At 73.6% G+C, this 21236-nt stretch carries 14 protein-coding genes; 4 read left to right on the top strand and 10 right to left on the bottom strand.

All coding sequences use genetic code 11. The features are described 5' to 3' along the window. Positions 1–43 precede the first annotated feature (43 nt). Entirely contained in the window at positions 44–5452 is a 5409-nt protein-coding gene (locus tag ACWF79_RS02110; RefSeq protein WP_453726113.1) for a trypsin-like peptidase domain-containing protein, read from the bottom strand. Between the two features lie 124 nt (positions 5453–5576). After that, positions 5577–6473, bottom strand: coding sequence for a DNA/RNA non-specific endonuclease (locus ACWF79_RS02105; protein ID WP_453726112.1), 897 nt, complete (start codon positions 6471–6473; stop codon positions 5577–5579). A 105-nt stretch (positions 6474–6578) separates the two neighbouring features. On the opposite strand from ACWF79_RS02105, the gene ACWF79_RS02100 reads away from it, so the two are divergent. Further along, the gene (locus ACWF79_RS02100) at positions 6579–7391 is read left to right on the top strand and encodes a caspase family protein (protein ID WP_453726111.1); all 813 of its coding nucleotides are present in this window, start codon (positions 6579–6581) and stop codon (positions 7389–7391) included. A gap of 40 nt (positions 7392–7431) precedes the next feature. On the opposite strand, the gene ACWF79_RS02095 is transcribed toward ACWF79_RS02100, so the two are convergent. The 8 genes from ACWF79_RS02095 to ACWF79_RS02060 form a co-directional block, all read right to left on the bottom strand. Then, positions 7432–10269: an AAA family ATPase gene (locus ACWF79_RS02095; protein ID WP_453726171.1), complete on the bottom strand. Its 2838-nt coding sequence runs from the start codon at positions 10267–10269 to the stop codon at positions 7432–7434. Positions 10270–10520: 251 nt separating this feature from the next. Further along, positions 10521–12218 (bottom strand): S8 family peptidase, encoded by a 1698-nt coding sequence (locus tag ACWF79_RS02090; RefSeq protein WP_453726170.1) that lies wholly within the window; start codon positions 12216–12218, stop codon positions 10521–10523. Positions 12219–12813: 595 nt separating this feature from the next. Beyond that, on the bottom strand, positions 12814–13725 hold the full coding sequence (locus ACWF79_RS02085) for a GNAT family N-acetyltransferase (protein WP_453726110.1): 912 nt from the start codon (positions 13723–13725) through the stop codon (positions 12814–12816). Positions 13726–13964: 239 nt separating this feature from the next. Further along, positions 13965–14873 (bottom strand): hypothetical protein, encoded by a 909-nt coding sequence (locus ACWF79_RS02080; protein ID WP_453726109.1) that lies wholly within the window; start codon positions 14871–14873, stop codon positions 13965–13967. Further along, the gene (locus ACWF79_RS02075; protein ID WP_453726108.1) at positions 14870–15877 is read right to left on the bottom strand and encodes an SPFH domain-containing protein; all 1008 of its coding nucleotides are present in this window, start codon (positions 15875–15877) and stop codon (positions 14870–14872) included. The genes ACWF79_RS02080 and ACWF79_RS02075 overlap by 4 nt, the downstream gene beginning before the upstream one ends. A gap of 52 nt (positions 15878–15929) precedes the next feature. After that, positions 15930–16589 carry a MerR family transcriptional regulator gene (locus ACWF79_RS02070; protein ID WP_453726107.1) on the bottom strand — a complete coding sequence of 220 codons (660 nt, stop codon included), beginning with the start codon at positions 16587–16589 and terminating at the stop codon, positions 15930–15932. A 117-nt stretch (positions 16590–16706) separates the two neighbouring features. Further along, positions 16707–17774: a DMT family transporter gene (locus ACWF79_RS02065; RefSeq protein ID WP_453726106.1), complete on the bottom strand. Its 1068-nt coding sequence runs from the start codon at positions 17772–17774 to the stop codon at positions 16707–16709. Continuing rightward, on the bottom strand, positions 17771–18577 hold the full coding sequence (locus ACWF79_RS02060) for a phosphatase PAP2 family protein (protein WP_453726105.1): 807 nt from the start codon (positions 18575–18577) through the stop codon (positions 17771–17773). Before ACWF79_RS02060 ends, ACWF79_RS02065 begins: the two co-directional genes overlap by 4 nt. 146 nt (positions 18578–18723) lie before the next feature. Here ACWF79_RS02060 and ACWF79_RS02055 point away from each other — a divergent pair, with 146 nt between their 5' ends. The 3 genes from ACWF79_RS02055 (at position 18724) to ACWF79_RS02045 (ending at position 21219) form a co-directional block, all read left to right on the top strand. Beyond that, positions 18724–19341, top strand: a complete 618-nt coding sequence (locus ACWF79_RS02055) for a TetR/AcrR family transcriptional regulator (RefSeq protein ID WP_453726104.1) — start codon at positions 18724–18726, stop codon at positions 19339–19341. A gap of 29 nt (positions 19342–19370) precedes the next feature. Next, complete coding sequence (locus tag ACWF79_RS02050) at positions 19371–19757, top strand: DUF488 domain-containing protein (RefSeq protein ID WP_453726103.1); 387 nt, start codon at positions 19371–19373, stop codon at positions 19755–19757. A gap of 118 nt (positions 19758–19875) precedes the next feature. Next, positions 19876–21219, top strand: coding sequence for a cytochrome P450 (locus ACWF79_RS02045; RefSeq protein WP_453726102.1), 1344 nt, complete (start codon positions 19876–19878; stop codon positions 21217–21219). The last annotated feature ends 17 nt before the right edge of the window (positions 21220–21236 follow it).

The following is a 21236-nucleotide window of genomic DNA, read 5'->3' as shown; positions in this document are numbered from 1 at the left end:
CCGCCTCTGAGTTCTTCTTCTCCGCACGCGTTCGGGCCACCGTTCACGCGGCCCACATGTGGGTCTCCGGAACCGGCGACGACTGCGCGGCCGTGATCTCCTCGTACAACTCCGGTGCCTTCTCCCGCAGATGGGCGAGAATTCGGCTCACTTGCGTGCCGACGTTCACGAACGCCGTCGTCCTGCCCTGGTAGTGGACCTCCTCGACCCGGCGGGTGCCGCGATGGAGCGCCACCACGGTCCAGTCGTCCGTGAAGACCGGCGACCCGGACGAGCCGCTGCGGGTGTCGGTGAAGTACCGCAGGTCCCGCTCGTCCGCCTCGAAGACGAGGTTGTTGCGCAGGGCCACCCGCTTGGGCTGCCCGCCGGGGTGCTGGATGATGTTCACCGCCACTGGTTCGGACCCGGACAGGAGCAGCGGCGCGGTCGCCACCCGGAGCACCGGGCGTGGCGGCAGCCCGGGCGAGAGCCGCATCAGCGCGAAGTCGAGGGCCTCGTCCCAGGCGACGAGGGCGCCCGCCGTGGCCTCCACCGTCTCCGCCTCGTCGGCGCCGTAGTCGAACCGCGAGCGGGAGTGGCGCACCTGGAGCTGGAGGTCGTCGTCGGCGACCCGGAGCCGTACACCGGGCGAGCGCGTACGGGCGTTCACCACATGGTGGTTGGTGATCATCAGCCCCGGGGCGATGAGCCAGCCGGTGCCCGCGTGCGGATAGGCGGGCTGGAGCGGTCGGCCCGACTCGAACGGCGGGACCTTCAGCCGGGCCACCGAGGCGCCCGCGAGGACGCCACCGTGCAGGAACTCGAACGGCACGGTGTCGTCCCGGAAGATGATCTCCTCCTTGGTCTCGGCGGGCAGCGGCCCGGCGGGCATGTCCGGCTCCCCGGCGGCGTCCCGGGCGACGTCGTCCAAGGCGCGCTGGAGCACCGTGAGCGGAGCCGCGTCGACGGTCTGGGCGATCGCGTTGTGCAGCCAGACCTCCAGCGGAACCGTGCCGTCGATCAACCGCTCCACCTGGTTCATCACGTCCAGGTCGGAGTGCATCTGGCGCAGCGGGGTGTCCATCGTCGGCAGGCTGGCCCGGAAGTGCGCGGTCGTGCCCGCGAACAGCAGCTGCCGCACACCGCTCTCGGCGAGCCCCGCGTCCAGGGCCGCGTTACGGACCCGTACGAGCTCCTCGGCGGAGAGGTACGGCACGCCGCGGACCGCGCCCTCGGCCGCGTCGGGCGGCGGCTGCGACCACATGCCCCTGCCGTCCCCGCCGGTCATGGGCTGCGTGGCGGGGCCGCGCGCCGGGGTGCCCGCGTCCATGGCGGCGGCGACCCCCTCGACCAGGTCACCGCTGCGGTCGCGGAGCATGAGCGCGCGCCAGGCGACGCTGTCCAGCGTCCCGCGCCCGTGTGCCTCGCGCAGCGCCCGCTCCACCTCCGCCCGTGTCATCCGGGCCGCCGTGTGCGGTACCGCATGGCCGCCCGTCGACGTCCTCGTCGCCGCGGACGTCGCGGTCCCCAGGACGGGAGTGGCCCCCGAGGCGGGAGTCGTCGCCGGGGGTGCGCCGGCGGCCGATTGCAGGATCCGGGTCAGGGGTTCGCGCAGCTGCGGTTCGTCGGTCATCGCCGTGTCGATCCAGCGGGCGAGGGCGTCGACGACCGCCTCGTCGTCCGCCGGCAGCCCCACGAGACGCAGGGTGTGCTCCAGAAGTTCGGGATCCACCCGGGAGGCCGTGGCGGCCGCCGCCCGCGCCAGGGCGGGCTGCCGGGCCAGCTCCTCGTCCGGCATGCCGCGCAGCGTACGGGCGAGGCGCCCGTCCATCTCGGCCGAGCCCTCGTCCGAGAGCGCCGCCAGGCGCGAGCGGGCCACCAGGACCCCCATCGACTCGTGCGCCAGGCCGAGCCCGGCGGCGACGTCCTCCGCCTCCTGGAGGTCGTGGTCGGCGTCGTCGAGGTCACCCTCGTCCTGGGCCAGCCGGGCGGAGAGCTGGAGCAGCTCCAGACGGGTCTTCGCACACCCCGCCTCGGCCGCCAGGTCCACGGCCCGCTCGGCGGTCTCCCGCGCCTCCGTGACCCGCCCGGACCGTGCCAGGGTCTCCACCAGCAGCGCGTGCAGCCTGCTGCACGGCGTCCAGGGCCGGCGCTCGGCAAGCCGCTCCACGGCGGCCTCCACGTACCCCTGGGTCAGCAGGTCCTCGACCTCGCGCGCGGCGATCCGCTCCCAGTCCTCCTGGTCGGCCTCGGCCATGATCCGGTCGGGTACGTGTCCGCCGAGCTTCCCCAGCAGGAAGGCGGCCGAACGGGGTGGCATGTCGCGGTCCGCGCCGGTCAGGTAGGGGGCCACACCGGGCTGCCAACGCCGCTCCACCGCACGGGGGTTCTGGCCCAGCCGCAGCCGGTGGTAGATCTCCTCGGCACGCGCGGCGGAGCCGTCGCGCGCGGCGTAGAACTCGATCGCGCGATGGCCGACGGCCTGCATCAGGTCCGTCCGCGCGCTGTCGGAGAGCCGCAGCATGATCGAGCGCAGATCGGCCCTGTGCCGTACGGCCTGCGGACCCGCCGACTCCATCAGGTCGAGCCGCGAGACCAGCCGGCCGAAGAGCGTACGGGCCTCCTGCGCCGAACCGATGTCCAGACCGGCCGGTTCCGCGAGGACCTCCTGCACCAGCTCCGGGGTGATCACCCGCAGCGCCAGACCCGCCTGCACGAGGGCGCGGACGGCGTCGTCCGCGATGTGCTTGAGGATCCGGTCGTACAGCGTGCCCTGGATGAGCATCTGGTCGACCTGGTGGTGGAAGTACCGGCGCCGGGAGGGCAGGCTGCGCAGCAGGTCGCCGAGCGACGCGGAACCGGCGCCCAGCAGGACGGTGGTCCGTGCCGCGAGTTTGAGGCTGAGCGGGTGACCGCCGATCCGGTCGAGGAGGTCCCGGGCGACCGCCTCGTCCTCGACCCCGCAGGACATCAGCAGGTCCACGGACGCCTGCGGGTCCAGCTCGCCCAGCTCCATGGTGCGCGGCGCGAGCACCTTCGCCGGGTGGTCGATGGGGGCGCGCCCGGAGACGAGGAACCGCAGCCGGGGGTACGCGGCGCGCAGCGCCGTCCAGATGGCCCACATCCGCGCGAGCACGGGGGAGCCCCGGTACTGCGCCTCCTCGAAGGAGTCGAAGGCGATCACCAGCGGCGGGGCGTCCTCGCCCGCCGGTGTGTCGACCGCCTCGGCGACCAACTCGGCGACCTGTCCGGCGAGTTCCTGCTCGCGGGCGCTGGCCCGCGAGTGGAACCCCGCCGAGTAGTCGCGGCTGAGGGTCGCGCGGGTTGCGGACAGCTGGGCCAGCTCGTCGATCTGCTTCCGTTCGCCTCGCTGGGAGGCCGCGGTCTCCTCGCACTCGTCGGCGAGGGCGTCGAACGCGGTACGGCGGGAGGGGTACTGGATGCCGAGCTGGCGGGCGATCTCGGCGAGCACGGTGGCCGGCTCGTGGATGGAGAGCGTCGGGCGCTCGAAGTCGATGAAGGCGAAGGGGAATCCGGCGCGGGAGTCGCGGAGGCTCTCGACCAGGAAGGCGGCGATGAGGGTGCTCTTGCCGATGCCGCCCATGCCGTGGATGAGGACGGGCGGCTCCGCCGGTTCGGAGGGCAGCGCGATGTACGCGCGCAGGGCGTCGATCTCGCGCTGCCGCCCGTGGACCGGGCCCTCGATCAGCCGCTCCAGCGGTTCGAGCAACCGTGCCCGCTCCAGACGGTGTTGAAGGTCGTCGACGTCCGGCAGGCCCGCCACCCCGGGGATCCGGCGCAGCCACAGCACGGCCCGCAGGGTGTCGCAGAGCCCTTCGACACTCAGTGCGTCGAGGTCGGCCGGGACGCCGGACAGCAGGGCAAGCGCGACACGTTCGGTGCCGGGACCGTCGCGCCCGTGACCGCCGGGCACGGATCCCTCGGCACCCTCGCCACCTTCGGCACGCTCGGCGTCTGTGGCGCCGGCGGTGCCTTCCGCGCCCTCGGAGCCTTCGGTGCCGGGGCCGGTGGGGACGATGCCGATGGTCGCCTCCAGAGCGCGCCGGGCGGCCTCCGGCCCCGCGAACGCGCTCAGCGTCTCCTCCCGGACCTCCGGCTTCAGGGCCCAGGTCAGCCTGGGGTGCGCGGCGACCGCGATGCAGTCGTCGACGAGGGCCAGCGAGGCGCGCCCGGTGGCGACGCTCTCGCCGGGCAGCCGCAGCCGGACCGGGTCGAACTCGTCGAGGAGGCAGGCGGCCTCCCGGTACGCCCTGCGCAGCTCCGGCAGCGTGGGGGCGGTCGGCGGCGGCTGGGCCGCCGTGCTCCGCATGGCGAGTTCGAGCTGCTCGGGGGCGTCGTCGCCAGGGGCGAGGAGGCGGGAGAGCCGTACCGTGTCCTCGACCGCCGTGCAGACCCTGCGCATGTAACTGTCCGTGGAATCGGCCCTGTCGACAGCGTGCAGCACTCCGGTGACCGCCACGTCCACCAGACGCGCGCGCGTCATGGGGTCCGGCGAGGGCCCCTCTTGGGCGAAGAACTCCCGGAAGAACGCGTGCAGATCGTCCTCGGTCACCACCCGCGCCGTGTCGCGGCACTCGTTCTTCCTTATGTCGTACGGAAGTTGACGCATCGTGGGGGAGTAGCCCAGCAGGACGAGCCGGGGGACGGCGTCCGCACGTACCGGTGTCTGCTCGTAGACGGCGAGGGCGAGCTTGCCGACGCAGTCCCAGACGTCCGAGGTCGGGTCGAGCCTGTCGCACTCGTCGAGCACCAGCCAGAAGCGCTCCTCGGCGGCCGTCGCCCAGCTCACGATCCGGTGCACGGCGTCGTCGATCGAGGGCAGTGGATCGTTCAACTGTGTGGGATTCAACGGCGACCGGTCGGCTCCGGGTCCCGCCACGACGTCGGTGAGCCGCTCCACGAGACGCGCCGCCGTCGAGGTCCGCGACAGCGTGATCCGTACCGGACGGAACCCGCAGTGCTGCCCGAGATGGCGGATCAGCCGGTACGAGTACGAGCGCCCGCTGTCCGGCTCGCCGTCCACCACGAGCACCGTCTGCTCCGGATCGGCGACGAACCCCCGGAGCTTCTCGCGCAGCTCGGCCCGGTCGATGAACACCTCGGTGCCGTTCGCGAGCACCAGCGTGCCGAACGGGTCGCGCGCCGAGCGCAGCAAGTCCTCGTCCTCACGCAGCCGCCTGAGCAGGTTGCGCGCCTCGGCGTTCCCGGCCGCCGTGAGCGCGTCGAGCCCGGTCAGGGTGGAGAGCAGCGCCCGCTGATGGGCGATGTCCCTGCGCGCCGTACGCACCACGAGGCGGGCGTTCGCGTCGCGGTCCGGGGTGAGCACGAGATCCGCGACGAATTCCGGTGAGAGCCCGGCGCTCCGCAGCTGGGTGGCGGGATCCGGGGTGTCGAGAAGGTACTCACGCACCCAAGTGGTGACGAGTCCCCATTCCGTCTCGGTGAGCGGCATACCGCACCTGCCCGGCGGTCCCGGTCTTCCTTGACTGTCATCGTTTCACCGGGCACGGGTGGTGGCAAACGGGCGCGGGACGGGCCGACGGCGCGAACGACAGGCGCGGCGGCCCGCTCCCGGTTCAGCCCTGCAGGACGATGTCGTCGAACGACTCGAGGCGCCGCCAGCGATCCTCCGGCGCCCGGAACGGCGGCATCAGGTCGACGTCCGGCAGCGGCCCGAACTCCAGCTCGGTGAGCTCCGCGACGTCCGAGACAGGCACCTGGAACGTCCGGAACGGGCCGAGCGGTGGCGGCGCGCCCGCCTTCGCCCCGGCGAGCGCCCGCTCCGCCTCACGGGTCAGATCGGGGCTCTGGTCGAGGATGTACGCGGTCGAGGCCAGCGCCCCGTCCTGCATGAACGCGGCCACCTTCCAGAAACGCAACGGCACCTGGATACCCCGGTAGGGCGGGTCGGACTCGTGCAGCACCGGGCCCGTGAGCACCGTCAGACGCCGGTCGAACTCGGCCGCGTGGTCCAGGAGATGGTTCTCCAGACCCTGCCAGAGCTGCTTGCCCTGGTTGAACACGTCCGACTGCGGCGCCGCGTTCGTGTAGTGGAAGGTGTCGGTGTTGGCCCGGCTCGCGACCGCCGCCGTCCCCCACACCGGGTCGAGCCGGCGCACCAGATGGCCCCGGTCCAGGCTGTTGTTGCGGTAGACGTCGTTGCCCGCCTGCTGCTCCTCGGGCAGTCGCGGGTCGAACTCCCAGACGTCGTCCCGGGGTACGTCCTCGGCGAGCTGACCGCCCTCGATGCAGACGGCGGTCGAGGCGGCGAGCCGCCGGTCGGGGCGGAAGACCACGGTGAAATGGGTGTACGGCAGGATCACCGTCTCCACCGCGGCGCGCACGGGCAGCGGCAGCGGCACGGTCGGACCCAGGAAGTCCTCGTCGTAGCCGGTGCGGTCGGCGAAGGAGTCATGGCGCTGGCCGCCCGCGCGCGGATGCGGCGGAGAAGGCGGGGGATCGGTCGGTTCCATACGATGTAAGTACCGCGCATGAAGGGTCGCGCTCGGCACCGGGCCCAGAGGCCACTCGATCAGCCGCCCCGGTGCATTCCTCCCCACCTTCCAAGGAGGCACCCCATGCCCGCCGGACTCTCCGTCCACGTCGGACTGAACACGGTCGACCCCGGCCGTTACGAGGGCTGGGACGGCGCCCTCCTGGCCTGCGAGAACGACGCACGGGACATGGCCGCCCTGGCCCGCGCCGCAGGCTTCTCCGACACCGTCCTGCTGACCCCCGACTGCACCGTCGACCAGGTCACCGCCGCGCTCCGCGAAGCCGCCGGGAGACTCGAGCCCGGCGACATCCTGCTCTTCACCTATTCGGGCCACGGAGGCCAGGTGCCGGACGTGACGGGCGACGACGAGGAGCCGGACGCCCTCGACGAGACGCTCGTGCTCTACGACCGCCAGTTCCTCGACGACGAACTGAACCGCGAGTTGCGGGGCTTCGCCGACGGCGTCAGGATCTTCGCACTCCTCGACTGCTGCCACAGCGGCACGGCCATCGAGATCCCCGGCCTGCCCCTGCCCGAGGCGGGCGTCCGCCTGATGCCCGTCTACCGACAGCAGGAGATCTACGCGCGCGACCAGGCCTTCTTCGAAGAGCTCCAGCGCTCCCTGGAGAAGGACGCCCCGGACGGGGAGGCGGCCGAGCCGACCGCGCTCCTGATCTCGGGTTGCCAGGACAACCAGTTCTCCATGGACGGCGACAAGAACGGCGCCTTCACCGGAGCCCTCCTGGAGGTCTGGGACCGGGGCGCCTTCCGCGGCGACCACCGCTCCTTCCACCGCTCCATCCAGAACAGGCTGCCGGCCACGCAGAGCCCGAACTTCTACACGACGGGCAACCCGTCGTCCGAGTTCCTCGGGCAGCGGCCCTTCACCGTGTGAGCGGTGCGAGCCCGTCCAGGGCCCGCACCCGCCAGAGGCTTCAGCCGCGCAGGGCCGTCGCCAGCTGGGCCCGCGAGCGGACGTCCAGCTTCTGGTAGATCCGGGTGAGACGCGCCTCGACCGTCTTCACGCTCAGATACAGCTTGGCCGCCGCCTCCTGGTTGCTGGCGCCCTGCCCCACCAGATGGGCCAGCCGCAGCTCCGCGTCGGTCAGCGACGAGAGCGCCGGCTGGGAGTCCTCCCCGGCGGGGGTCTCACGCGTCAGGTCGAGCCAGGGTGCCGCCCCGGCCCGCTCGAACACCGTGGCCGCCGCCTGCAGCGCGCTCTGCGCCGCCGAGCGGCGTCTGCGTCTGCGCTCCACTCGGGCCAGCGAGAACAGCGCCCGCCCGTGCTCCAGGGGCAGCCCGGCCTCCGCGAACCGCTCGGCCGTGGCGGTGAGCAGCTCCGCCGCCTCGTCCGTCCGCCCGCACCCGGCGAGGTACAGGGCGTACGCCCGGTCGCAACCCAGGAGCACGGTCGTACGGCCCAGGCTCTCGGCCACCGGACGCACCTCGGCGAGCAGGTCCACCGCCTCCTGCGCGGCGTCGTTGGCGAGCAGGGCCTCCGCCAGCTCCTCGTGCCAGCGCAGCATCGAGGGGTCGACCGTCGACTGCGCCCGCTCGTTCGCCTGCACCCGGCGCAAGGTCTCCAGGGCCGAGGCCACGTCCCCGTTGACCAGCTGCACCCGTCCCAGGGCGTAGAGGCTGCGGGAGAGGAAGACCCGGTCGCCCTCCTCCTCCGACGCCTGGACGCTGCGCCGGGCGTAGCTCGCGGCCCGGGCGAAGCTGCCGCCCGCGGTCTCCGCGAGCGCCAGCGTGTACCAGGCGGGACCGGGGGAGAGACCCGCCTCCAGGGTCAGGGCGAGCGACTGGCCCGCGTGCACGAGCGCCGCGGGACAGGCCCCGATCCGGGCCTCGATCGCGGCGAGCGTGGAGAACAGCTCGATCGTGTCCTCCACCGAACCCCGTCGCTGGACCAGCGGCAGCAGGGCGTTCACCTGGTCGCGGGCGTCGGCGAGCCGGTCGTCGAAGAGGGCGTGACGAATCGTCAGGATCTGGGCAGCGTTACGGATTCCGAGCGGACGCTCGGCCATCTCCAGCCCCCGCGCCTGCGCCAGGACCGACTCCGCGTCCAAGGCCCCGAGCGCCCGGTCCATCCGCGCCTGTACGGTCAGGGCCTGCGCCGCCGTGCGGGGATCGCCCACCGAGGCGGCCAGCGCGGCCGATTCGACGGCGGCGGCCCGTGACCGCAGCGGATCGCCGTCGGCCAGCACGTACTTGACGGCCAGTCGCAGGAGCACCCCCGCCCGCAGCGCGGTGTCGCCCTCGGAGTCCTCCATGGCGTGCACATACATCTCGTCCAGACCGGTCAGCCCCTGACCCGCCGTGTCCAGGACGGCGAGCCGGGCCCGTACCCGGTCCGACGGGGCCGCGTCGCGGGCCAGCAGGTCGGTCGCGGCGCGCATCGCGAGGTCCGCCCGTGCGGCCCGGGCGGCCTCCTCGGCCGCGTCCACGAGCCGCGTGATCCGCTGCTCCGCGTGCTGGACGGGCGTCGACTCGGCGGCGAGCAGGGCCAGTTCGGCGGCGAGCGCGCTGTTGCCCCGCCGCCGGGCGAGGTCGGCCGCCGCGGCGACCTCGGCCGCCAGCGCCTCGTCGGGGATGTCGGTGGCCAGGGCCCGGTGCCGTACCGCCTCGACCGAGTCGTCCACGACCTCGGCGAGCGCCGCGTGCCCGGCGCTGCGCTCCGCCCAGCAGGCGTCGTGGACCAGGGTGGAGGGGAGCAGGCCGGCGGTGAACGCGACCGTGCCGTCCTCGGCGAGCGACACGAGGTCGGCCCGCTCGGCGACCGCGAGGTCCGCCTCCGCGTTGGGCCGCCCGGCCCGCCGTATCAGCGCCGCCGTGGGACGCAGCGCGAGGGCGGCGAGCAGCAGCGTCTCCCGCACGGCGGGCGGCGCGGCGCCGAGGAGTTGGCGCGCCAGGTCGCGGGCCCGCCCGGACAGGGTCAGTGCCTCGGCGTGGTGGACGGGGGTGCGCGCGTCGGCCAGCGAGCGGCCCACGGCGAGCGCGAGGCGCGGGTTGCCGCCACTCGCCTTGTGGATACGGCCCGCCATCCGGGACGGCAGGCGGTGGTGGATCAGGAGTTCGGCGATCTCGTCGGCCTGCAGGGGCGGCACGAGCAGGATGTCGGCCTCCGACGGCACCCAGAGCCGGGTGTCGTGGCCGTCGTCGGAGCCGTACGCCTCGGGGGTCTCGACGGCGATGACACGCAGCGCGGTCGGGGCCAGGTGCAGGGCGAAGCGCAGCAGGTCGGCGCTGTCGGCGTCGATGTGCTGCACCCCGTCGACGACGAGCAGGGCGGGGCCGCGGGCGGTGAGGGCCCTAAGGATCTGCGCGAGGCCGAGGCGCAGCGCGATCGGGTCCCAGCCACCGTCGTGCAGCGGCGCCTCCCGGCAGAGCATCGCGACGGCGGTCCGCTGGGGCCCGGGCAGCGCGTCGAACACCCCGGACGCCAGGTCGGCACGCGGCGCTGCGGCGGACGCCGCCTTCGCGGGGGTCGGGCCTGTCGTCTCCGCGGTGGCCGGCCAGGTCACGGTGGCCGCCGCCGAGGCGACGAGGGCGGCCGCGGCGGCGCCCGGTATCTCGCGGTCGGCGGGCAGGGTCGGGAGCCAGAGGACCGTTTCGCCGCGGGCCTCCGCCCGGGCCGCCTCCGCGAGCGCCACCTCGGTCTTGCCGACGCCCGCCGTTCCCGTGAGGAAGGCCCGGCCCCGGGAGTGCAGGACGCGTTCGAGCCGGGAGAGCAGCTCCTCGCGGCCCACCGGCGAGGGGGAGGATCCGGCCACGCCCGTGGGGCGCAGGGAGACATGTGGCGCCGGCGTCGTCGTCACCTGCGCACCCCCTCCTCCGGCACTCGGGCCCGGCCCGTGAGCCCCGTTGGGCAGAGAATACGGAGCGTACCGGCGCAGTCCAGGCCCTTTGTCCGGCATACGGACAGGGCGCCGCGGCCCCCACGCCAGGACGCGCCCGTGGTGTAGACCACGAGCGCGTCGCTGACCAGCAATAATGCTGTTGTGGGGGGTGGTTCAGGTGGGGCTCAGAAGGTCAGGCTCCACGAGTCGATGTAGCCGGTGTCACCCGAGGCCACATCGCGGACCTGCAGCTTCCAGGCGCCGTTGGCGACCTCGCTCGACGCGTCGACCGTGTACGTGGTCACGACGTTGTCGGCGCTGTCCGAGCCGGAGGAGGCCTTGAGGTTGCGCACCGTGCCGTCGGGGGCGATCAGGTCGATGACCAGGTCCCCGCGCCAGGTGTGCTTGATGTCCACGCCGACCTTGAGGGCGGCGGGGGCGTTGCCGGTGCGGCCGGTGACGGAGATCGTGGACGACACGGTGGTGTTGTCGGCGATGGTGACGTCGGTCGCGTTGGTGAAGACGGTGCCCGTGGGCGGCGTCGTGGTGGTGACGGCGTTCACGGTCTTGGTGGCGTCGGCGATGCCGGTTCCGCAGCCGCCGGTGCAGGTGCCGGGCAGCGGGCGGGCGTTGGACTTGATCGCGGTCTCGATCTCGGCCGGGGTGAGGCTCGTCTTCGCCGACTTGAGCAGCGCGGCCAGGCCGGCGATGTGCGGCGCGGCCATCGAGGTGCCCTGGTAGGGCGCGTAGTTCTCAGCCGACTGGGTCGTCGTGCCCGCGTTCAGCGTGGAGTAGATGCCGTTCTGCGGGGTGGTGACGGTGCCCGGCGTGTCGGTCCCGCGGCGGGTCTCGCCGCCCGGGGCGGCCACGTCCACGATGGTGCCGTAGTTCGAGTAGAACGAACGGTTGCCCTCGCGGCTGGTCGACGCCACGGTGATGACGTTCGCGCAGTTCGCCGGGGTGAAGCCGGAGGTGTTGGCGTTGCTGTTGCCCGCGGCGACGACGACGGTGGTACCGCGCTGGACGGCGCCGTTGATCGCGGTCTGGTAGACGCTCGGGCAGGTGGAGCTGGCGCCGCCCAGGCTCAGGTTGATGACCTTCGCCGGGGTCGCGTTGGCGGCGACGCCGGGCACGGAGCCGCCGGACGCCCAAGTGATGGCGTCGGCGATGTCGGCGGAGGAACCGCCGCACTTGCCGAGCACACGCACGGGCTGGATCTTCGCGTTGTACGCGATGCCCGCGATGCCCTTGGTGTTGTTGGTGACCGCGCCGATGGTGCCGGCCACGTGGGTGCCGTGCCAGGAGGAGTTGGAGGCCTTGGAGCCGAGCCCGCACTCGTTGTCGGTGGCGTTCCAGTCGCCCTCGTCCTTGGCGTTCGCGTCACGGCCGTTGCCGTCGCGGGCGTCCGCGGAGTCGGAGATGAAGTCGTAACCGTTGACGACGTTGGTCGCCAGGTCGGTGTGGGCCGCGTAGCCGGTGTCGATCACGGCCACGGTGACGCCGGAGCCGGTCGTCTTGTCCCAGGCGGTGGGGACGTTCATGCCGCCGGTGGCCTCGAAGAGGTCCCACTGCTTGGCGTAGTCGGTGTCGTTCGGGGTGACCGCCATCGCGTAGGCGCGGATGTCGGGCTCCACCGAGGCGACCTGCGGGTCGGCGCGGAACGCGTCCATGACCTCGGTGACGTCCTGCTTGGTGGCGCTGCCACCCAGGTCGACCAGCGCGGCACCGCCGGCGAGGCGGCGCTCGAAGGCGAGGCTCTCGCCGGTCGCGGCGCCCTTGGCGGCCGCGTCGCTCTTGGCGGCGGCGTTGGAGCCGGCCTCGGCGGTCTTGGCCTTGTAGGTGACGATGACCTTCTCGACGGGGGCGCTGGGCAGCGCGGTCATCGCCTGTGCGGCCGGAGCCGGCTTCGGGGTGACAGCGGCCGGGGCGGCGGCGAACGCCCCGGTGGACGTGGCAGCGGCGCCGATGATCGCGGCGCTCGCGACCACGACGGATATGACTCTCCGCCTGGAACTGTTCAAGGTGTTCCCTTTCAAGCACGACGTAGGTGCGGAGCAGTGGCGGCGGCGCGGGAGCCACGGGGCGAAGTGGGGTCGCGGTCCGTCGTTCCCTTGGGCTTGGGGGGCCCGTGCGCCGCCACCGGCGACGCGACGGCCCGGGTCAAGGCCGCCACCGGCGGAGACACTACCTACCGCTCCACATGGACCTGACAGGCGGGTGGCTCGGAGGGAGGGGATCTGCCGGTGCGGCAGACAGTAGGGAAAGACGAGATGAACCCGATACGGGGAAAACCCTTGTCACCCCCCGAGGGGGGTGGGGGAGGGCCGGCGACTTCGGGTGAGGGGCCGGGGGAGGGTGGGGCCGGGCCAAGGACGGGCGAGGCCGTGTCGATCGGGACGGACGCCGCTACGTTCGGGGGGTTTGCCCGGTTTCTGATACTCCCTCGGCCGGTTCAGGAGGTGACCGGGGAGGCCGGCGTCAGCCCAGTTCGAGGGTCGTGACGCCGAAGACGCGCTCCTGCGCGATCGGCCTGACCGGCCCCGTGTACATCCGAGCCGTCTCGAACGTCGGCTCAAGGCCCCGGTCGAGCGCGAGGCGGGCCGCCGCCGGATTGGCCTCCGGCATGTCGATCGCGATCCGCTCCGAGCCGAACGCCCGCGCCTCGGCGGTGAGGGCGTCGAGGAGGGCGGCCGCGTCGGCCGGCGTGTCGGCGAACAGCGGCCCCACACGCGCCTCGTCCTCGGCCGGCCGCACCACGCCGTACCCCGTCAGGCGCCCGTCGACGACCCGGGCCAGGGCCCGGTGGCCGGGGGTGGCCAGCCACGCGGCGAGGAAACGGGGCCGCTCGGCGGGGTGGCAGGCACTGTCGTACGCGGCGAGGGCGACCGGGTCGACGGCGTGGGCCGGGACGACGTGCGGGTCGGTCGCGGAGTGCGGGGCGCCAGTGACGACGTGCGGGTCGGTCGCGGCGCCGCGCGGGGCGGCAGGCTCGCCGACGTACCGTGCCGTGCGGTGGACGGAGGAGAAGCCGGAGCGGCGGTAGTTGTCCTGCTGGTCGGGCACCCCGTCGAGCCCGACGGTCCGGTCGCCGGCATGGGCGAGGGCGGCGCGCCAGGTGGCGAGCCCGTGGCCGAGGCCGCGCCGGTCGGGGCGGACGAGGTAGAAGCCGAGGAAGGCGTACCGGTCGCTGTAGTTGACCACCGAGATCGCCGAGACGGGCTCCCCGTCGACCCGCCCGAGGAAGAACCCCTCCGGGTCCTGCGCGAAGAAGGCGTCCGCGTCCGCCACTCCCGGGTTCCACCCCTCGGCGACGGCCCATCGCCTGACGACGGCCCAGTCCTGGAGCGTCGCGGGGGAGACCTGGAGGGGGCCGGTGGAGGGGAGCGTCATGAGGTTCCTTCGACGGCCGAGGGAGTTTCAGAAACCGGTCAAAGCGCCCCGATCATAGCGACGCCCGCACGGCCCGATTCCCACGGCGACGGTTTCCGGCCGCAGCCCCCAGGCAGCGGCCCCGGGCGCGTCGCCCCTCCGGTCATACCCACCTGAGCGGCCCCCCGGCCCGGCCCCACCCTGAGCGGGGGTCGCTCCCCGGCCTGACCGCCGCCCAGGCGGAGCTTCGCCTTCGGCCCTCACCCCACCAGCCGCAACCTCGTGTCGGCCACGCCCACGCGGATCGTCTGGCCCCACGTCAGGTTCAAGGTGTCCGATTCCATGCCGTCGCCGAAGGCGACCAGGCGGTCCGACTCCACCGTGAGGCGGAGGGAGGTGCCCGGGGTCAGGGCGCCCTCCACGCGCGTCGTGCCCGTCGTCGGCGAGGGCCAGGCCTCGCGGACGAACCAGGCGAGGCGGCGGGCCGTCGGGCCGGGGAGCGTCAGCGAGCTGGAGCGCTCCAGCCAGAGGGAACGCAGCCAGCCCGTCGCGCCTGTGCCCGTACCGACCAGGACGCCCGAGGACGCCTGGGATTCCGGCGCCGGCTCCGAACCGCCCTCGACCGCGAGGGCGTAGCGCGCGGTCTGGTGGCTCGGCGGGCCGAGGTAGATCTCGTTCAGGGCGAGCAGCCGCTGCGCGTCGTCCGTCACGGCCTCCACCATCGTGAGCTCGTCCACCCCGGTCGGTGCCGCCGACGCGACCACCGACCTCAGCAGCGCCCCCGCGTCCGCCGCCCGGTGCCGGACGAGGACGCCCGGGTTCCGGCCGGGGTCGGTGTCGACGCCGACGACCGGCTGGCCGGACAGGTACTTGGCGGCGTTGGCCACCAGACCGTCCTGCCCGACGACGACCACGACGTCCTCGGGGCCGAAGAGGAACCGGTCCAGATCCGCCCGCTCCACCCGCGCCTGCCGCCATGTCAGCGGCACGGCCGCCGCCACCTCCGCGAGCCCCCGCCGGTTCCGCTCGTGCCTCCGCCGTACGTCCTCGATGCTCCGGCCCCGGCTGGACAGGAAGAACGCCGCCTGCCCGTGCGTACCGTGCCGCGCGAGCAACTCCTCGTACTCCGTCGTGCGGTGCACGAGCACCGCGCGCGGTGCCAGGCTCACGACGCCGTCCCGCCGCCGCCCAGCCTGCCGAGCAGCGCGGTCAAAACGTCCGGGGACACCGTCACGCTCTCGATCCGCGGCAGGTTCTCCGCCGCCCGGGTCGCCGCCAGCGCGTGCAGCGTGCCCGCGTCGACCTCCCCGTGCACCCGGAGCCACGCCGCCTGGGCCTCGGCCCGTGCCTCGCCGACCTCGCGCGCCGCCTCGGCCTCGGCCCGCGCGAGCCGGACCTTCCGTACCGCCTCGGCCTCCGCGCGTACGGAGTCGGCGGCGGCGCTCTCCTCCGCCTCGCGCCGCGCGTTGGTGCCGCGCTGGTCGACGAGCCGCTCCTCCTGCCGGGCGAGTTCGATCTTGCTGGCGAGCTCGTTCTCGGCGATGGTCCGCTCGCGTTCGACCGCCACGGCGCGGCGCTCGTACGTGGCCCGGTCGGCCTCCTGCTGGATCTGCTCGCGCGCCGGGGTGCGCAGCGCCCGTTCGACCTCCGGCTCCGGGCGGATGGCCACCACCCGTACCGCCACCACCTCGATCCCGGTGGCGGGCAGCCGCGGCTCGGCCGCGAGCCCGTCCGCGATCCGGTCCCGTACCGCCGCCACCCCGTCGACGAGTGCCGCCGCCAGCGGGGTGCGGGCCAGCACGTCGAGCGCGTGCTGCTGGGCCGTCTCGGTCAGCAGCGTCGCGATCTGCTCCAGCGGGGCGCCGCGCCAGGCGCCGGTGTCCGGGTCGATGGAGAAGTCGAGGCGGGTGGCGGCCGCGTCGGGCTCACCGATCCGGTACGTGACGGTGGACTGCACGCTCACGTCCTGGAAGTCGGCCGTGCGGGCGTGGAACGCCATCGCCAGTTCCCGGTCGTTCACCGGGACTTCGGAGAGCGCGGCGGACAGTGAGCGGTACCAGAAGCTGAGCCCCGTGCCGTCGTGGACGAGGCGTCCGCGCCGGTGGTGGCGGATGTGCGCGGTCGGTGCGGACCGCAGGTGGCGCCAGCCGGCGCGGCGAGTGATGTCGGCCATGGGAACTCCCCCTTGTCGTCGCATTGACGATATCGGGGTCGCGCTCTTTTCGTCAAGATGACGAAATAGGGGGCTCCGGAGGCGGCGGGATCTTGTACAGGTGGGCCGAGACGTCCTCGTGCGCCAGGCGGCGCAGGGCCAGAATGATGGGTTCGTACAGCACCGTGTACGCGACGGCTGCCTCGATCGCCTCCTCCAGGACCGGGTAGTCCTCCATCACGGCGTACTCCTCGGTGGCGATCGGGTGCATCACCTCGGCGTACCGCCGGATGTCATCGGCGCCACCCCGGTAGCCCAGCGCGCGGAGCGTCAGAACCGCGCGGGTCAGCGCTGCCAGTGCGGGAGCCTCGTCGTACACCCGCCATCCCAGCTCGGTGAGGACCCCGCGCATCTCGGCGAAGACCTCGTCCCAGCGGGCGCGTTCGGGATCGGACCCGTCGGGCGGGGAGATCTGCGGGCCCAGCATGTACTGGGCGATGCCGATGCGCTCGTGGCGGCCGAAGGCGGGGTCGTCCGCGACCGCCAGGACGTCCCGTGCCTGCTGGATGGTCATCCCGCCGACCGTGAGGAGCGCCCGGACCAGGCGGAGTCTGCGCAGGTGCTCCTCGCCGTACTCCGACTGCCGAGCCGTGACGGGCCTTCCGGGGGCGAGGAGCCCCTCGCGCAGGTAGTACTTCACGGTGGCCACGGACACGCCGCCGCGGTCGCTCAACTCGGAGAGGCGCAAAAGGGTTTCACCGTTCCTGTCGTCTCGACGCGATCACGGGGAGTTCTACTCTTCCCTTCAAGGATAGTTCAGCTATCCAGTACGAAAAGGGGGCGGCGCCGGTCAGCCGGCGACCGCGGGGGCGGGGGTTGTGTCGCCCGCGCCGGTACGGGGAGAGGGGGCCGGGCGCTCCGAGGCGGCGACCTGGGTCCGGGGCGGGGGTACGGAGTCGGCGACCGGGGTCGAGGGTGCGAGGGTGGCGAGCCGTGACCGAGTCGGAGAGGCGGCGACCGGGGGCCCCGCGTGGGGTACGGGAGCCGTTCCCGGTCCGGCCGTCAGGAGCACCACCCCGCGTGCCGCCACCAGTGAGGCGGCGGCCGCGACCAGCCAGCCCCATACGCCCGCGCGGAACGTCTCGCCGAGCAGCGCCACGCCGATGACGGCGGCGGCGGCCGGGTTGGAGAGGTTGACGACGGCCAGCGGGGCGGCCAGGCCGCCCCGGTAGGCGGTCTGCGAGAGCAGCAGCCCGCCCACGGCGAAGGCGGAGATCAGGACGGCGACGAGAGCGGTCTGCCACCAGGCGGGCACCCCGCCCGGCAACTCCCGCGCGAGCGCGGCGGTGAGCGTCTGCGTCAGCGCGGAACCCACGCCGGAAGCAACGCCGGAAGCCGTGGCGTGCCCGAGCCCCCTGCCGCGCGGCCGCCCAGGACCCGGTCCGTACCGGCGGCGGCCGCCCGACGTCAGGGCCGCGATCAGCAGGGCGGTCGCCGCCGCCACGATCAGGGCCTCGCGGAGGGTCAGGGCGTCGCCGGGGCTCGCCGGGCCGGTGACCGATGTCAGGGCGACGAGGCCGGCCAGGGTCCAGAGCGCGCCGCGCCACTCCGCGCGGGCCACCCGGCGCCGTGCGCAGTACGCGCCGAGCGGCAGCGCCGCCACGAGCGTGAGGGCGCCCAGCGGCTGAACGAGAGTCAGCGGGCCGTGGTGGAGCGCCGCCACGTGCGCGAGCGCGCCGGCCGCGTTGAGGCCGACCGCCCACCACCACTGGCCGCGCGCGAGCAGTGCGCGGAGCGCGCCTCGGCCGCCGTCGGAGGCCGACGCCAGCCGGGACTGGGCGACCGCCGCGAGGGCGTACCCGGCGGCGGAGACCAGGGAGAGCAGCACGGCGAGGACGGTGCCGTCGAGGCCGTTCATCGCAGCGCCTCCGCCGGGCGGGGCGCCCTGGCGCGAGGTGTGCCGCCCGGGGCGGCGGGATCGGCGCCCGGAGGCCGTACGACCGCGAGCGCCACGCCGAGCAGGGCTGCCGCCGCGAGCGCGTCGAACCAGTAGTGGTTGGCCGTGCCGACGATGACCAGCAGGGTCAGTGCCGGATGCAGCAGCCACAGCCACCGAAGCCGCGCGCGACTCGCCGCGATCAGGCCGATCGCGACCATCAGCGCCCAACCGAAGTGGAGCGAGGGCATCGCGGCGAACTGGTTCGCCATCGAGTCCGTCTCGGGCGTCGCGCCGTACACCGACGGCCCGTACACCCGCGCGGTGTCGACGAGCCCCGCCGCCGTCAGCATCCGGGGCGGCGCCAGCGGCATCAGCAGATGCAACGCGAGCGCGGCGGCGGTGAGCAGCGCGAGGACCCGGCGGGACCAGAGGTAGTGGGCGGGCCGGCGCCGGTAGAGCCAGACGAGGAAGGCGACGGTGGCCGGGAAGTGCACGGCCGCGTAGTAGATGTTGGCGGCCCGGACGAGTTGGTCGCCGTGCATCAGGAGCGCCTGGACCGACCCCTCGCCGGGCAGGTGGAAGGCCCGCTCGATGTCCCAGATCCGGTCGGCGTTGTGGAAGGCGCGCAGCTCGTGGCCGTTCGCGAAGAGCCGGCCGCACTTGTAGACGAGGAAGAGCGCGGTGACGAGCAACAGCTCACGCAGCAGCGGCGGTCTCGGGGTGACGCTCGGCTCCGGTCCGGCGGGACGTGTCCCTCGTGTCCCGCGTATCCCGGCAGCCATGGCGCGGCCCCTTTATCAGTCAAATCGGCAGCAAACGGAGGAAGCGTAGATCCGAATTCATCGAGACGCAAGCGTCTCGATACGTTTGCGTCTCGATTGTGCACCCCCTACTCTCGTATGTGCAGAGAGCTGTCCGGGAGGAAGCCATGTCCACGCAGGCCGCGACCGCCGCCGCCCGCCGCAGCAAGATCACCCCCGAGCGGGAGACCGAGCTGTACGAGGCCGTGCTCTGCCTGCTCCGGGAGGGCGGCTACGACGCGGTGACCATGGAGGGTGTCGCGGCCCGCACCAAGTGCGGCAAGGCGACGCTCTACCGCCAGTGGGGGACCAAGCCCCAGCTCGTCACCGCCGCCCTCGCCAAGCAGCTATGCACGTTCTTCGCCGGCATCGACACCGGCACCCTCGCCGGCGACCTCCGCGAGGCCGCACATGTCGCCGCGACCCGCCGCGACCGCGACGCCGAACTCATGGAGGCCGTCAGCCAGGCGTACATCCAGCACCCCGATCTGCGCGCGGCGCTCCGCGAGACCGTCATCAGCCCCGAAGTCGCGGCGCTCGACGAGATGCTCCGCCGGGCCGTCGACCGCGGCGAGATCGACGGGGACAACCCGGCCGTCGGCTTCGTGGCCCCCTGCTTCCTCGGCATGCTCCGCATCGAGCGGCTCTTCGAGGAGCGGTTCGCCGACGCCTCGACCATGCGTGTCTTCGTCGACTCGGTCCTGCTCCCCGCCCTGATGCCGGCGGGGCGTGTCGCCGAGATGTGAGCGCCCGGTGCCTCCGGCACGCTGGACCCATGCCGTCCTCCACCCCTGACGTCCGCGTCCGACGGGTCTACGACCCCCCGTCCTCCGACGACGGCGTCCGCGTCCTCGTCGACCGCCTCTGGCCGCGCGGCCTGGCCAAGGCCGACGCCCACGTCGACGAATGGCCCAAGGCCCTCACCCCTTCCACCGAACTGCGCCGCTGGTACCACGGTGCGCAGGGCGAGAGCGAGGGCGCGTACGAGGAGTTCTGTCGACGGTACGAGGACGAGCTCGCCGAACCCGCCGCCGCCGAGGCCCTCGACCAGCTGCGGAGCCTCGCCGACCAGGGCCGCGTCACCCTCCTCACCGCCGCCAAGGACCCCTCCGTCAGCCACACCTCCGTACTGGAGCGCGCGCTGAACGCCACCAGGCCGTAGCCAGCCGCACGTGCCGCGGGTCACCATGGGCGCGGGCCACCCGGCCGCGAACCGGCGCACACCGCCAACACGCCGTACCGGCCCGAGTTCCGCACCTTCCCCGGACCGGAGGCGCCGCGTGGACCCGAAGACGGACATGACGCCGGACAAGACGCCGGACCTGACACCAGACCCGAGCACACCAGACCCGAGCCTCTCCCCGCCGCCGGACTCGGCGACGTACGCACCCCGCGAGCACGAGCTGCTCGACGCGTTGCAGCGCGACCCGTACCCGCTCTACGCCCGGGCGCGACAGACCGACGGACTGACCTTCGTCCCCGAACTCGACGCCTGGCTCGTCGCCCGCGACGCCGACGTCCGCGAGGTGCTGCTGCGGCCCGACGACTTCTCCTCGGCCCATTCCTTACGGCCCGACGTCATGCCGTCGCCCGCCGCCTTCGGCGTCCTCGCCCGCGGCTTCGCCCCCCGGCCGACCGTCGTCTCCACCGACGGGGCCGCCCACCGGCGCCACCGCGCCCCGATCAACCGGGGCCTCTCCACCGCGCGGGTCGCCGCCCTCACGCCGTACGCCGCCGAGGTGGCGGCCGCTCTCGTCGACGGCTTCGCCGCCGACGGCCACACCGAACTGATGGCGTCCTACGCGGGACGGCTGCCCGGCGCCGTGATCGGCCGGCTCCTCGGCCTGTCACCTGAGGACGTGCCCGCCGCCGTGCACGGCGGCCACCGCGCGGAGCAACTCCTCTTCCGCCCCCTGACGGAGGACGAACAGCTCGCCGCCGCCGAGGACGTGGTCGCCCTCCACCACCTCCTCGACCGCTACGCCCGCGACCGGTACGCCCACCCACGCGACGACCTCTGCTCGGCGATGGTCGCGGCCCTGGCCCCGCCCGCACCCACGGCTCCCGGCCCCCGGGAGCTCACCCTGGACCAGCGCGCCGAACTCGTCTCCACCCTGCAGAACTTCCTCATCGCCGGCCACCTCACCACCACAGCCCTCATCGGCACGACGGTTCTCCACCTCCTCCGCCACCGCGACCAGTGGGAGCTGCTCTGCGCCCGGCCGGACCTCATACCCGGGGCGGTGGAGGAAGCGATCCGCTACGACACCGCCGTCCAGGGATTCCGCCGTACGACCACCCGGCCCGTCGAGCTGGCCGGCACCGAACTGCCCGCGGGCACCACCGTCTTCGTCGCGTACGGCTCCGCCAACCGTGACGAGACACGCCACCGGGACGCCGACACCTTCGACATCACGCGGCCCGCCAGTCCCACCCGCCACATCGGCTTCGGCCACGGTGCCCACGGCTGCCCCGGCTCCCAGCTCGCCCGCACCCAACTCCGGCTCACCCTGGAGCTGTTCACCCGCCACTTCCCCGGACTGCGGCTGCGCGAGGACCGGAAGGTCGTGATGCGCCCGACCCTGATCCACCGCTCGCCCCTGGAGCTACCGCTCGTCTGGTGACCCGCACGTCCCGGGGC

The sequence above is a fragment of the Streptomyces sp. NPDC054975 genome (assembly GCF_053609105.1).
The sequence above is the reverse complement of the archived record's forward strand: the minus strand, read 5'-3'. Positions and strand labels throughout refer to the sequence as shown.

Coding starts and splice junctions, on each gene's coding strand:
- ACWF79_RS02110 (WP_453726113.1), bottom strand. CDS start 5,452: ATGCCGCTCACCGAGACGGAATGGGGACTCGTCACCACTTGGGTGCGT.
- ACWF79_RS02105 (WP_453726112.1), bottom strand. CDS start 6,473: ATGGAACCGACCGATCCCCCGCCTTCTCCGCCGCATCCGCGCGCGGGC.
- ACWF79_RS02100 (WP_453726111.1), top strand. CDS start 6,579: ATGCCCGCCGGACTCTCCGTCCACGTCGGACTGAACACGGTCGACCCC.
- ACWF79_RS02090 (WP_453726170.1), bottom strand. CDS start 12,218: ATGACCGCGCTGCCCAGCGCCCCCGTCGAGAAGGTCATCGTCACCTAC.
- ACWF79_RS02085 (WP_453726110.1), bottom strand. CDS start 13,725: ATGACGCTCCCCTCCACCGGCCCCCTCCAGGTCTCCCCCGCGACGCTC.
- ACWF79_RS02075 (WP_453726108.1), bottom strand. CDS start 15,877: ATGGCCGACATCACTCGCCGCGCCGGCTGGCGCCACCTGCGGTCCGCA.
- ACWF79_RS02065 (WP_453726106.1), bottom strand. CDS start 17,774: ATGAACGGCCTCGACGGCACCGTCCTCGCCGTGCTGCTCTCCCTGGTC.
- ACWF79_RS02060 (WP_453726105.1), bottom strand. CDS start 18,577: ATGGCTGCCGGGATACGCGGGACACGAGGGACACGTCCCGCCGGACCG.
- ACWF79_RS02055 (WP_453726104.1), top strand. CDS start 18,724: ATGTCCACGCAGGCCGCGACCGCCGCCGCCCGCCGCAGCAAGATCACC.
- ACWF79_RS02050 (WP_453726103.1), top strand. CDS start 19,371: ATGCCGTCCTCCACCCCTGACGTCCGCGTCCGACGGGTCTACGACCCC.